The sequence below is a fragment of the Streptomyces gilvosporeus genome, assembly GCF_002082195.1.
GTDB lineage: Bacteria > Actinomycetota > Actinomycetes > Streptomycetales > Streptomycetaceae > Streptomyces > Streptomyces gilvosporeus.
The window spans coordinates 4,672,435-4,684,814 of record NZ_CP020569.1 but is presented as its reverse complement, the minus strand read 5'-3'; the positions used below and the strand labels follow the sequence as shown (position 1 = coordinate 4,684,814).

Sequence of the window (12,380 nt, the reverse complement as noted above, 5' to 3'; positions counted from 1 at the left end):
GTCGCTACGGTGAGTGAGGGTTTGCTTTACCAAACGTCAATATCGTACTGGACTTGGGATGGGGGGCCGCGCGGGCATTTTCCGGCGGATTCGGCGCGGGCAGGGGCCCGCGCTCACCGGTGGGCGTCCGAGGCGGTGGGTGCCGGCGCCGAGACGGGCGGCTTGGCGGCCCGGCCGGTGACCATCAGCCCCGCCACCAGCGCGGCCAGCAGCATGATCGCCGAGCCCACCCCGATCGCCGCCGAGAACCCGTGCACCACCCCGTCCTTCACCAGCGCGCCCCGCACCGCGGGAGGAAGGGTCCGGCCGGCGGTGTGCCGTGCCGCCTGTGCCAGATGGACCGCGAGGTACGTCGCACTGGTCGAGGCGGCGATCGTGTTGAGCAGCGCCGTACCGATCGAACCCCCCACCTGCTGCGAGGTGTTGACCGTGGCGGAGGTGACCCCGGAGTCCTGCGGTGCGACCCCGAACGTGGCCGTCGCCATCACCGGCATGAAGATCAGGCCCATCCCCAGCCCGACCAGCAGCTCGGCGGGCAGGACATGCGAGGCGTACGCGGGCCGGGCGGTCAGATACGTCAGCGAGTACAGCCCGCCGGCGACGAGCAGCGCGCCGGGGACCATCAGCCACCGGGGCGCGAGGCGGTGCAGCAGCCGGGCGGAGATCTGCGTCGAGCCGATGACGATCGCCGCCGTCATCGGCAGATAGGCGAGCCCCGTCCTCACCGGCGAATAGTCGAGCACGGTCTGGAGGTAATACGTCATGAACAGAAACATTCCGAACATGGCGATCGTCGTCAGCGCCATGGTCAGAAAGGCCCCGCCGCGATTCCGGTTGCGGACGATGTGCAGGGGCAGCAGCGGATATCGGGCCCGCGTCTGCCACCAGGCGAAAACGGCGAGCAGCGCCACCCCGCCCGCCAGCAGCCCGACCACCCAGTTGTCACCCCAGCCGTGCGGTTCCGCCTCATTGCACGCGTAGACGATGGCGACCAGCCCGCCGCATCCGAGCAGTACGCCCACCACATCCAGCCGGGCCCCGGCCTTGTCCCGCTTGTCCCGCAGAAAGACCGTGGCGCCCACGAGGGCGATCACGGCGACCGGAACGTTGACGTACAAACACCATCGCCACGTCAGGTACTCCGTCAGAACGCCCCCTGCGATCAGCCCGATGGCCGCGCCGCCGCCCGCGATGGCTCCGTAAATGCCGAACGCCTTGCTCCGTTCCCGTCCCTTCGTGAAAGTCGTGGTCAGCAGGGACAGCGCGGACGGCGCCAGCAACGCCCCGAATGCGCCCTGCAAGGCCCGCGCCCCGAACAACAAGCCGGCAGAGGTCGCCGCGCCGCCGAGTCCCGACGCCGCGGCGAATCCGACCAGCCCGACCATGAAGGTCCTTTTCCGTCCCACCAGATCGGCAATGCGCCCGCCCAGCAGCAGGAGCCCGCCGAAGGCGAGCGTGTAGGCAGTGATCACCCACTGCCGATTCGCATCCGATATCCCGAGATCATGCTGCGCCGAGGGGAGCGCGATATTCACGATCGTGGCGTCCAGGACGACCATGAGCTGGGCGATCGCGATGACGACAAGGGCCCACCAGCGGCGGGGATCGGGCGGCGCCGCCCAGCTCGGAAGAGGGCGAGGGTTTTCCGCCTGGCTCATCGCTATCCGCCTCCGCCGGTCGTCGGCCGGAGCACTTCCCTCAAACAGCGTAGGCAGACGGGGGCGAAAGCGCCTGGTGGCGGGTACGGAGAGCGTTCAGCCGTCGTGTCAGCCGAGGGGCTTCTTCACCTCGGTGCGGACCTTGGCCGTCTTGTCGGCAAATTCCTGGAGGTCGACGGATTGCGGGTCCTTCGCCAGATCCGCGGTGTCGGTTTCGACGACGCTGACATTGGTGCTGGAATCGGCCCACACACAGAAAGGCATGGTGATCTTCTGCCCGGCTGTCCGGCGGACGTCCACCCCGCAGGTCACCGGGCCCCCGCCGCCCTTCGGCGTGAACTCCTTTTCCGGGACGGCGACTTCTGTGGAACCGCTGTTCTTCATGCCCCGAATGGTGTGGTCCACCGCTACGTCGGGATCGTCGATGCTGCCGTAGAGGCCGATCATGGCCAGCACCTTCGTACCGCTGGTGTACTGCCCACCCACCGACTTGATGTCATGGGCGCCCGCTCCGTCGTGCGGCACCTGGGCATCGGCCTGCTGGGAGATGTCCTTGGCGAGTGTGTACTCGCCGCCGGCGAGCGCCTGCGGCACCGTGACCTTGTACTTCGGCCCGTCGGAGCCGCCGTGCGATCCGCCGCCCGCGGAAAGGGCCACGGAAGCGACGCTGCCCACCAGCAGCACCGCGGCAATGCCCCCGATGATTCCCCATACCTTTCCGGCATTTCGCTTCGGCGGGGGCGGGGGCATTCCCGGACCGCCCCAGCCGTACGGGCCCTGCTGCGGTGTCCCGAAAGTCTGAGGGGGGTACGGGCCGGGCGCCTGCGGCTGGGGCGGCATTCCGGGCGGTGCGCCGGGCGGCATTCCGGGCGGTGCGCCGTAGCCCGGTGCGTTTCCGAAGCCAGGTGGCGGCGGTTGGTGCATGCTCATGCGAATATCCCCCGTTTTCCGTGCTGCGCGTGCTGTACTGCCCGGCGCTGTGCCGTGATGCCGATGTTCTTCGGTCCTTGACGCTGGTCGGCGCGCTATGGGAAGCCGGGCCGGAAGAACCCGGGAGATCTTGCCATACGGCGTGGTCAACGGGGGTGGGGATTTCGGCCGTATGCCGGGAAAACGGCCGCGGCCGGATCCCGATGAGGGGGATCCGGCCGCGGCACGTGGGCCCGTAAGGGCGAGGGATATCGGTCAGTTGTCCTTGAGGACGCCGGCCGTACGGGCCTCGGTGAGCCACTCCGGGAATTCGACCATCAGCTGCTGATAGAGCTCGTCGGCGGACAGGGCGCGGGGGTCGCGCCCGGCGTGGAAGAAGCCGGCGTTGTCGATGACGCGCTTTTCCGGAACGGCCAGATCGTCGAGCTTGCGCAGGAAGTCGAAACCCTTGGCGTCCGGGTCCCCGAATCCGACGAACTGCCAGAAAATGGGAAGCGTTGCGGCCTCGCAGAGCGCCTTTTCGGCGGCCGGCTTGGAGGTCGGGGCGCCGTCGGTCTGGAAGATGACAAAGGCGGGGGCGGTGCTGCCGGACTTCTTGTAGTGCTCGACCACGGCATTGATGGCCCAGTGGTAGTTCGTACGCCCCATGTGGCCGAGACCGGAGTGCAACTCCTCGATGCGGCCTTCGTAGTTGCTCAGATCGAGGTCGGCGGTGCCGTCGACATCGGTGGAGAAGAAGACGACGGGGACGATGCCGTCGTCGTCCAGGTTGGCCGAGAGGCCGAGGGCCTGTTCGGCGAGGTTCTGGACCGTGCCGTCCTTGTAGTAGTTGCGCATCGAGCCGGAGCGGTCGAGGACCAGGTAGACGGCGGCGCGCTGGGTGCCGAGGTGGTGCTTCGCCAGGGTGGCGGAGGCGGCCTTGTAGAGGGGGACGAGGGCGGGGGCGGTGGTTTCCACCTTGGTGAGGGAGAGGGGGGCGGGGGTGGCTTCGGCTTCCGTTTCGGGAGTGGCCTGCGGCTCGGCCGCGGGCTCGGCCTCCGGCTCCGGGTCCAGAGCGACCTCCGGCTCCGGGTCGGCCGCGGGCGCGGTGTCCGCTACGGGCTCGGGGTCCGGAGTGGGCTCTGCCGCCGGCTCGGCCGCGGGCTCGGGCTCAGGCTTTGCCGGGGCGCTGTCGAAGGCCCGGCTGACGAGGGCGGAGACGTCCTCGGGGGACGCCGCCGTGTCCGTGGAGTCGGCGGACCCGGCCGATGCGAGCGCCTCCGTCGGCTTGGCCTCCTCGGCCTCCTCGGGCTCCGTCACGGAGGGCTCCGCACCCGCCGCGGGCTCGGCCACCGGGGCCGCCGCAGGGGCCTCCGTGACGGCGTCGTCGCCGACCGGGGCGGGCTCGTCGGCAGCACCGGCCCCGGCCGTCTCGTCGGCCCCCACGGACGCACCGGCCGCCGTCGGCTCCTCAACCGGCGCGATGTCTTCCCGCGCCGAAGAAGTCGTCGCGTCCGCGGCCTCCGCAATCCGGTCCACCGGGCTTCCCTGTGCGGGAAGAGTGGGCGTGGCAGGCGTCTCGCTCGGGGCCGTACGGGCGGCGGGGACTTCGGGTTCGGCGGTGGGGGTCGGGGAGGATTCCTCGCGGGCCTCCGGGATTGTTGCCGATTCCGGCGTCGTATCGGCTCCGTGCCGTGCCGCGGCGGATTCTTCGCGGGCCGCCTTGGAGCGGCCGAAAGCGTTGCGCAGCAGACTCCGAATGCCCATCGGCGAACCTCTCTTGCGTGTGGTGGGTGCGGCGCATGTCCGTGAAAGGCAGACATGTCCCTGACCAGGACGGATACGTAAGGGTAGCGGCCTGCACCGGCCTCATCGTGGGACCCCGGGCCTTGTGTGGCGGGCGATCCGGGGGTCTGGAGCGGCGGCCGGCCATTGCCCCTGCGTACGGAAGGGATGGACCGTTCGAACGGTGTTACGCGGAATCGTATCGGCCGGGCATTCGACGGAAGTCGTGATTGCGGTGCCGCCGGGCGGACAGGACTCATGCGGCGTGGGAAATCGAAGGTGTTGTCACCTCGTTCGCCGTTGTTCGGTATTCGGCGTTAATGACCCGCAGTGTGGGGACAGCGGTCTGCCGTTAGTGATGTGCGAACCGTCATGCGTGATCTGTCATGCGCAATCTGTCAGACGTCAGCTGTCATGACGGGGATGTCATGACTGGGGTGTCATGGGTGAGGTGGCATACGCGATCCGTGGCGCGTGATCAGTGATGCCCGAGCGGTGATCCGTGGCCGGTGATCAATCGGTGTGTACGGGCACCTACTTCGCTCGTTTTCCGGGTATCACCGATTTCCGGCCACCGGTCCGAAACTGCGTGCCGATTTCCGGCCGCCGGGGGAGATATTCGGCCACAGCCTCCCCCGGGGTCGGCGTCACCGTGCGCCGGTCCGACCGGCTCTGTACCACGCCAACACATCACGCGCCGGAAACGGTTGAGCAAGAGGTAGGTAAGAACTGAGTCGCTCAGGTATCCGATGCGCAGGTGTGCCCGTCTTCTCCGGTGACCATTGTCCCGAGCCGCCCGTTGTGCCTCTAGGCGGCCGGTACGTAGGCAAGAACCCTTGCGAGGGTGACGGGAGATGTGGGCGCATGGGGCTGACCAGTCAGTCGCTCGAAATCACAGTGATCGTGCTGGCTTTGGCCTGTGTGGCTGCCACGGTGTGGGCTTGGCCCCGGCTGGCACGGGATGGGGTGCGGCCCGTGCTGGGCCGGCTCGGCGCCATCGTGGCTACTCAGCTGTCGATCGTGTGCGCGCTCGCCCTCGCGGTGAATTCGAGCTTCGAGTTCTACGGCAGCTGGGATGAGCTGCTGGGCAACAACGAGGAGGCGCCGGCCTCGGTGAGCCAGAACGGCGGCGCGTACGCGTCGGTCGGCAACATCAAGGGCGGTCTGATCCAGCCGGCCGGTCCGCAGGGCCTCGACCGGGTGACCGGACTGCCCAAGGGCCCCGCCAGCAAGGTGGGCAAGGTCGAGTCCGTACGGATCATCGGCCGCCGTACCCGGGCCATCAACCCGGGCTTCGTCTATTTGCCGCCGCAGTACTTCCAGCAGCAGTTCCACCGCCAGCGGTTCCCCGTCATGGTCATGATCAGCGGCTATCCGGGCGGCATCATGAACCTCGCGCAGCACCTCCAGGTGCCGCAGCACGCCGGCCAGCTGATCGCCCAGGGCCGGATGCAGCCGACCGTGATCGTGATGGTGCGGCCGACGATCGCGCCGCCGCGCGACACCGAGTGCGTGGATGTGCCGGGCGGGCCGAAGGCCGAGACGTTCTTCACCAAGGACCTGCCGGACGCGATGAAGTCGGCCTACCGGGTCGGCCACGACCCCAGCGCATGGGGTGCGTTCGGATACTCGTCCGGCGGTTCGTGCTCGCTCCAGCTGGCGATGCGCAACCCGAAGGTCTACACCTCGGCGGTCTCGCTCTCCGGCGACTACTCCATCAAGGACGACCTCACCACCGGCAGCCTCTTCGGTGCCGGCGCCGAGGGCGCGAAGCGGCAGCGGGAGCACGATCTGCTGTGGCGGCTCAAGCACCTGCCCGCGCCGCAGATCTCCGCGCTGGTGGCCAGCAGCCGCAAGGGCGAGCAGGACTACGGCGAGACGATGAAGTTCATCCACGCCGTCAAGCCGCCGATGACGGTCGACTCGATCATCCTGCCGCACGGCAGCCACCAGTTCGCGACCTGGCGGCGCGAGGTGGTGTCGGCGCTGGAGTGGCAGAGCCAGCAGCTGACCTTCCCGCAGGACACCGAGGCCGCGAAGCCGCCGCACAAGCCGGGGACCGTACCGCCGAAGGGGCAGGCCCCGGGCAAGGGACAGGCCCAGGGGAAGGGGGCGGCGCCGTCGAACGCGCCGGTCGCGACGCCCGGTGCGGCCGAGCGCAAGCGGGTGGAGGCGGAGCAGCCGCGGGGCTGAGGCCGCAGTGAGACGAAGGGGCGCCGGTCGGTACCGGCGCCCCTTTCGTATGCCGTGTTGCTGCGTGCCGCCCCGTATTCCGCGTGCCGCACGCCGTACGTCCCTACGGGCGGTAGACCATCCCCGGCTCGGGCTTGGCCGGGGACAGCAGCTGCGAGACGGTCACGATCGTGTAGCCGCGCTGCTTCAGCTGCTTGATGATGCCGGGGACGGCCGGGACGGTGCCCTTGTAGATGTCGTGCAGCAGGATGATCCCGTCGCGCTCGGTCTGGTCCAGCACGCGCTTGGTGATCAGCTTGGAGTCGGTGGTCTGGTAGTCCTTGGCCGTCACGCTCCACAGCACCTGAGCCAGGCCAAGCTCCTTGCTGACCTGGGAGACGTCCTCATTGGTACGGCCCTGCGGCGGGCGCATCAGCTTGGGTGTCTTGCCGGTGATCTTCTTGACGGCGTCCTGGACGCGGGAGAGCTCCCGCTTGGCCTCGGCCGGCTCGATATCGGTGAGGATCTTGTGTGACCAGGTGTGGTTGGCCAGTTCGTGGCCCTCGGCGTCGATCCGCTTGACCTCCGCGGGGCGCTCGGCGATGTGGTTCTTGCCGAGCATGAAGAAGGTCGCGTGCACCTTCTCCTTCTTGAGGATGTCGAGCAGCCGGCTGGTGTTCTCGCTGGGGCCGGCGTCGAAGGTGAGCGCCACGCACTTGGCCTTGGCGCAGTCGACGCCGGAGGCGGCCTTCTTGGCGCCCTCGCCGTTCTTGCCGTCGGACGCCGGGGCGTCGGCGCGGGCGTCGGCCGGTGCGGTGACGTCGTAGCTTGCGCAGCTGCTGAGGGCCAGGACGAGGGAGGTGGCCGCCAGCAGCCCGGCTATGGACGTGCTGCGGGCCGCGGACTTCTGCTTCGGCATGCGGGTCTCTTTCGGACGCGGACGGGCTACGGAATCGATCTGACCTGCGGTTTCGGGGAGGAGTGGGCGGAGCGGCAAGGCGCTCCCCCGCCGCCCCGACCGGCCGACGGCCTCCGGGACGAACTCGGCGAATGAACTCGGAGCGCACGAACTCGGAGCGAACGAACCCGGAGCGAACGAACTCACGGCACTATACACATCGTGTATTCACGGCGTGTATACCGGCATGTGTAGCTGCACGTGCACCCGACGTGTGCACCCGGCGTGTGTACCGCGAGAGCCGCGGCCGACGGAAGACCGCGGATGCGCCGACGGGCCCGCCCCGCTCCCCGATCGGACGCGGTCCGCGCGACACCCCCGGCCCCGCCGGGATGGACTCGTACCGTGACCGCACCGCCGCCCGACGACTGCCTGGCCCATAACGACTGGATCTGCGGCGGCTACCTGACCACCCGTCGGCAGATCCTGCTCGACGCGGTCGCCCAGCACATCCAGCTGACGGTCCTCTCCGTGGCGCTCGGGCTGGCGATCGCGGTGCCGCTGGCGCTGCTGGCCAGGCGGTGGCGCTGGATGCTCGGGCCGGTGCTCGGCATCACCACGGTGATCTACACGGTTCCGTCGCTGGCGATGTTCTCGCTGCTGCTGCCGGTCTACGGCCTCTCCGCCACCCTCGTCGTGGTCGGCCTCGCCCTCTATTCGCTCACCCTGCTCGTCCGCAACCTCCTCGCCGGGCTGGACGGCGTCCCGGCGGAGACCAAGGAGGCGGCGCGCGGGATGGGCTACGGGCCGATGCGGCAACTGCTGGCCGTGGAGCTGCCGTTGGCGCTGCCCGCCGCGATGGCCGGGCTGCGGATCGCCACCGTCTCGGCGGTCGCCCTCACCACCGTCGGGGCCATCGTCGGCTACGGCGGGCTGGGCAACCTCATCTACGCCGGGATGAACTCGTTCTTCAAGGCGCAGGTGCTCACCGCGTCCGTGCTGTGCGTGCTCCTCGCGGTCGTCTTCGACCTACTGCTGCTCGGCGTGGAACGGCTCCTCACGCCCTGGCGGCGAGCCGGCCGAACGGCTCGCCCGCGGGCCCGTAAGGCCGGTGGTGCGGGCGGCCGACGGCCGCTCACGGCATCCGGGCGGCGGGGGTGAACACCCTTTCCCCGGTGTGGTCCTGGCTGACCACCGCCGCCAACTGGTCCGGTGAGAACGGCGTCTGGCACCGGCTCGCACAGCATCTGTTCCTGACGTTCACCTGCCTGGCCCTCAGCGCACTGATCGCCCTGCCCGTGGCGCTCACCCTCGGCCACCTCGGGCGCGGCGGTGCGCTGGCCGTCAACCTCGCCAATATCGGCCGGGCGGTGCCCACCTTCGCCGTACTGGTGCTGCTTCTGCTGACCCCCCTCGGACGCCACGGGCAGTGGCCCACCGTCATCGCCCTCGTGCTGTTCGCCATTCCGCCGCTGCTGACCAATGCGTATGTGGGGATGCGGGAGGTGGACCAGGACGTGGTGCGGGCCGCCCGGGGGATGGGGATGACCGGGACGCAGCTGGTGTGGCGGGTCGAGGTGCCGCTGGCGTTCCCGCTGATCCTGACCGGGGTCCGGATCGCCGCCGTCCAGCTGGTGGCCACCGCCACGCTCGCCGCGCTGGTGGGCGGCGGCGGGCTGGGCCGGATCATCACCGCGGGGTTCCATCTCGCCAGCACCCCGCAGGTGGTTGCCGGGGCGGTGATCGTCGCGGTGTTCGCGCTGCTGATGGAGGCCGCGTTCGAGCTGGGACAGCGCTGGTGCGCTCCGCCGTGGGCACGCCGGCGGATCCGGTGAGGAGGGGCCGGTGACAAGGGTTCGTACCGCCGCCCCGAGGTCGGCCGTCCTCGCGGTCCTTGCCGTCCTCGCGGGCTCCGCCGCCCTGGCCGGCTGCTCGGGCGGGCCCTCCCTGGAGACGCGGGGCGCGATCACCGCCTCGCCGGGGGACAGCCGGCATCTGTCCATCGGCTCGGCCGGGTTCACCGAGAGCGAGCTGCTGGCCCAGATGTATGCGGCGCTGCTCGGTCATGCGGGGTACCACACCGACCTCCTCACCGTCGGCAACCGCGAGTTGTACGAACCCGCGCTGGAGAGCGGTCAGATCGATGTCGTCCCGGAGTACGCCGCCACCCTCGCCGACTGGCTCAACTCCAAGACACACGGGCCGCACGCCGCACCGGTCGCCTCGCCGGATATCCGCTCGACGATGGCCGCGCTGCGGAAGCTGACCGGGCCCCGCGGCCTGACGGCGCTGCCCGCCGGCCGGGCCGTCGACCAGAACGCCTTCGCGGTGAGCGCCTCCTACGCCGCCCGGCACCGCCTTGCCACCCTCAGCGACCTGGGCCGCGCCAAGCTGCCGGTGCGGCTGGCGGCGGGGGACGAATGCGTCCAGCGTCCGTTCTGCGCTCCGGGGCTGCGCCGGGTCTATGGCATCACCGTCACCGCCGTCGATCCGAAGGGCGTCGGTACCACCCCCGCCAAGCAGGCCGTCCAGAACGGCCAGGACCAGATGGTGCTCACCACCAGCACGGACGCCACCCTCGGCCAGTTCGGTCTGGTGCTGCTCACCGACGACAGGAAGCTCCAGAACGCCGACAACGTCATCCCGCTCGTCAACCGCTCCCGCGCCGGCAGCGCACGGGCGGCGGCCGCCCTCGATCGGCTCAACAAGGTACTGACCACCGCCGACCTGGCTCAGCTGAACGCGCGGGTGGACAGCTGGCGGCGGCTACCGGCGGATGTGGCGCACAACTACCTGGTGGGAAAAGGGCTGTTGCCCAAGCGATGAGGGAAGGACGGGCGGCGAACACCGACGTGTGGACGATGGCCCATGTGCGGCGATGTTTCACGTGAAACCGTCGGCCGTACGTGTTTCACGTGAAACATCGCCAGGGCAGCCGGGGAACCCTCACCCGCCGCCCATCCGGTACCCGGCCCCCGGCACGGTCTCGATCACCGGCGGATCGCCCAGCTTGGCGCGCAGTGTGCTGAGGGTGACCCGGACGGCGTTGGTGCGGTAGCTGGTCTGCTCCTCCCACACCTCCTCGATCAGGTCGTCGCCGCTGACCACCGTGCCCTCGGCACGCAGCAGCACCTCCAGCACCGCGAACTCCGTGCGGGAGAGGGGGAGCGGGCGGCCGTCGCGGAGGGCGAGGCGGCGGGCGGTGTCGACGCTGACCCCGCCGCGTTCGATGACCGGCGGCAGCGTGGGACGCGCCCGCCGACCGAGCGCCAGGACCCGGGCGAGCAGTTCCTCGTGCGCGAACGGCTTGGTGAGGTAGTCGTCGGCGCCCACTCCCAGGCCGTCTACCCGGTTCCGTACGGTGCCCGACGCCGTCAGCATCAGCACCCGGGTCAGCAGCCCCTGCGACACCACCCGCCGGCACACGCCGTCACCGTGCACGCCGGGCAGATCGCGGTCCAGGACGAGCACGTCGTAGGCGCCGAACCGCAGTTTTTCCAGGGCCATTCGCCCGTCGTGGGCGACATCGACCGCGATCGCGTCGCGGCGCAGGCCCTCGGCGATCATTTCCGCGAGGACTTCCTCGTCCTCCACCACCAGCACGCGCATGGGGTCATATGTACCCGAGGGACGCCCTTCGCCGGTGCAAGCACCTGACCGTCGCATTGCGAGAACTGGTGAGAGCAAGGAACCACGGAATTCCATGAGGCAGCGCGGGCGCACGAACTCTGTCGTGGTCCCCCGCGACGTGCTGTACGTCGGCGCCGCGGGCCTGCGCAGCCGTCCGCGGCGCCGACACCGTCGAACGGGCGCCGGATCCGGTCCATACGAGTTGCTTCGGGAACACCGCCTCTCGTCCTGCCGCATCCGGCCCCACCGGCGTGCTTACGATCCACTCCGGCCCTCCGGTGGGGGCAGGGTGACCCCCGGCCGGGGAACGGTGACCTCCGTCGGAGCACGGTGGCCTCCGGTCGGGGAAGGGTGGAAGGGAACGCCGCATGAGAGCCGTAGCAGTCAGCGCATTCGGTGAACAGCCTCAGCTCATGGAACTGCCGCAGCCCGAGCCAGGGCCGGGCGAGGTCCTGGTACGGCTGGCCGCCGCCGGACTCAACCCGATCGACTGGAAGCTGGCCGACGGCGCGTTCGGCAGCTCCGTCCCCGTCGCCTTTCCGCTGGTTCTGGGCTCGGACGGGGCGGGTGAAGTGCTCGCGGTGGGGACCGGGGTGCGGCGGTTCACCGTCGGGGACGCCGTGTTCGGCCAGTTCCAGCGGCCGGAGCACGGCGGCGGCTCGTACTGCGAACTGGCGGTCGCCAACGAACAGTCACTTGCGCAGGCCGCTCGCAGCGTCACCTATGCGACCTCCGCCGCCGTGCCGACGGCCGGGATGACGGCGTACAACCTGGTGGAGGAGACCCGGATCAGCGAGGGCCGACGGGTGCTGATCACCGGCGCCACCGGCGGGGTCGGCACCTTCGTCACCCAACTCGCCGCCGGCCGCGGCGCGGAGGTGCTCGTCACCGCCCGCCCCGCGATGGCCGAGCTGATGCGGAACCTGGGCGCCTCGGCGACCTTCGACCACACCGCGGGACCGATCGCCGACCAGGTCCTGGCCGCCTATCCGGACGGCGTCGACGTCCTGATCGACATGGTCAGCGGCCCCGGTGAATTCGTCGAACTGACCCGGACCGTCCGCGATGGCGGTACGGCCGTCTCCCTCATCGGCTCCGCCGACGCGGACGTGCTGACCGAACACAACCTGCGCGGCTTCAACTTCGTCAACCGCCCCTCCCCCCAGCTCCTGGAAATCCTCGCCGGCCAGGTCGATGCGGGCCGCCTGACCGTCCTCGTGGGGCGCGAGGTCCCTCTGGAGGAGGCTCCCGACGCGCTCGCGGCCAGCCGAACGGGGCGGGCCCAGGGCAAGACCGTGCTGGCGATCTGAGACCTCCGCGGCAGCACC

Annotated in this window: 10 protein-coding genes; 5 read left to right on the top strand and 5 right to left on the bottom strand. The window is 70.0% G+C overall.

Annotated elements, in window-relative coordinates; genetic code table 11:
- Positions 1-113: 113 nt before the first annotated feature.
- From B1H19_RS20835 to B1H19_RS20825, 3 genes are all read right to left on the bottom strand, one after another.
- A complete protein-coding gene (locus B1H19_RS20835) occupies positions 114-1,658 on the bottom strand; it encodes an MFS transporter (RefSeq protein ID WP_083106147.1) in 1,545 nt (514 codons plus the stop codon).
- A 108-nt stretch (positions 1,659-1,766) separates the two neighbouring features.
- Positions 1,767-2,315, bottom strand: coding sequence for a hypothetical protein (locus B1H19_RS20830; RefSeq protein WP_159028103.1), 549 nt, complete (start codon positions 2,313-2,315; stop codon positions 1,767-1,769).
- A 528-nt stretch (positions 2,316-2,843) separates the two neighbouring features.
- Positions 2,844-4,334 carry a vWA domain-containing protein gene (locus tag B1H19_RS20825; RefSeq protein WP_083106145.1) on the bottom strand — a complete coding sequence of 497 codons (1,491 nt, stop codon included), beginning with the start codon at positions 4,332-4,334 and terminating at the stop codon, positions 2,844-2,846.
- Between the two features lie 882 nt (positions 4,335-5,216).
- On the opposite strand from B1H19_RS20825, the gene B1H19_RS20820 reads away from it, so the two are divergent.
- The gene (locus tag B1H19_RS20820; protein ID WP_083106144.1) at positions 5,217-6,545 is read left to right on the top strand and encodes an alpha/beta hydrolase; all 1,329 of its coding nucleotides are present in this window, start codon (positions 5,217-5,219) and stop codon (positions 6,543-6,545) included.
- 103 nt (positions 6,546-6,648) lie between these two features.
- On the opposite strand, the gene B1H19_RS20815 is transcribed toward B1H19_RS20820, so the two are convergent.
- Positions 6,649-7,443 (bottom strand): polysaccharide deacetylase family protein, encoded by a 795-nt coding sequence (locus B1H19_RS20815; RefSeq protein ID WP_083106143.1) that lies wholly within the window; start codon positions 7,441-7,443, stop codon positions 6,649-6,651.
- 384 nt (positions 7,444-7,827) lie between these two features.
- Here B1H19_RS20815 and B1H19_RS20810 point away from each other — a divergent pair, with 384 nt between their 5' ends.
- From B1H19_RS20810 to B1H19_RS20800, 3 genes are read left to right on the top strand one after another with little or no spacing between them, the layout of a single operon-like run.
- A complete protein-coding gene (locus B1H19_RS20810; protein WP_107426077.1) occupies positions 7,828-8,583 on the top strand; it encodes an ABC transporter permease in 756 nt (251 codons plus the stop codon).
- Complete coding sequence (locus tag B1H19_RS20805; RefSeq protein ID WP_083106141.1) at positions 8,580-9,257, top strand: ABC transporter permease; 678 nt, start codon at positions 8,580-8,582, stop codon at positions 9,255-9,257. The genes B1H19_RS20810 and B1H19_RS20805 overlap by 4 nt, the downstream gene beginning before the upstream one ends.
- 10 nt (positions 9,258-9,267) lie before the next feature.
- Positions 9,268-10,248 carry an ABC transporter substrate-binding protein gene (locus B1H19_RS20800; protein WP_083106140.1) on the top strand — a complete coding sequence of 327 codons (981 nt, stop codon included), beginning with the start codon at positions 9,268-9,270 and terminating at the stop codon, positions 10,246-10,248.
- A 120-nt stretch (positions 10,249-10,368) separates the two neighbouring features.
- Here B1H19_RS20800 and B1H19_RS20795 read toward each other — a convergent pair whose 3' ends face one another.
- Positions 10,369-11,031: a response regulator transcription factor gene (locus B1H19_RS20795; protein WP_083106139.1), complete on the bottom strand. Its 663-nt coding sequence runs from the start codon at positions 11,029-11,031 to the stop codon at positions 10,369-10,371.
- A 389-nt stretch (positions 11,032-11,420) separates the two neighbouring features.
- Here B1H19_RS20795 and B1H19_RS20790 point away from each other — a divergent pair, with 389 nt between their 5' ends.
- Positions 11,421-12,362, top strand: a complete 942-nt coding sequence (locus tag B1H19_RS20790) for an NADP-dependent oxidoreductase (RefSeq protein WP_237289428.1) — start codon at positions 11,421-11,423, stop codon at positions 12,360-12,362.
- Positions 12,363-12,380: the final 18 nt, after the last annotated feature.

Bases quoted from the DNA above. Each gene is read 5' to 3' on its own strand.
- B1H19_RS20835 (WP_083106147.1), bottom strand. From the start codon at position 1,658: ATGAGCCAGGCGGAAAACCCTCGCCCTCTTCCGAGCTGGGCGGCGCCG.
- B1H19_RS20825 (WP_083106145.1), bottom strand. From the start codon at position 4,334: ATGGGCATTCGGAGTCTGCTGCGCAACGCTTTCGGCCGCTCCAAGGCG.
- B1H19_RS20820 (WP_083106144.1), top strand. From the start codon at position 5,217: ATGGGGCTGACCAGTCAGTCGCTCGAAATCACAGTGATCGTGCTGGCT.
- B1H19_RS20815 (WP_083106143.1), bottom strand. From the start codon at position 7,443: ATGCCGAAGCAGAAGTCCGCGGCCCGCAGCACGTCCATAGCCGGGCTG.
- B1H19_RS20795 (WP_083106139.1), bottom strand. From the start codon at position 11,031: ATGCGCGTGCTGGTGGTGGAGGACGAGGAAGTCCTCGCGGAAATGATC.
- B1H19_RS20790 (WP_237289428.1), top strand. From the start codon at position 11,421: ATGAGAGCCGTAGCAGTCAGCGCATTCGGTGAACAGCCTCAGCTCATG.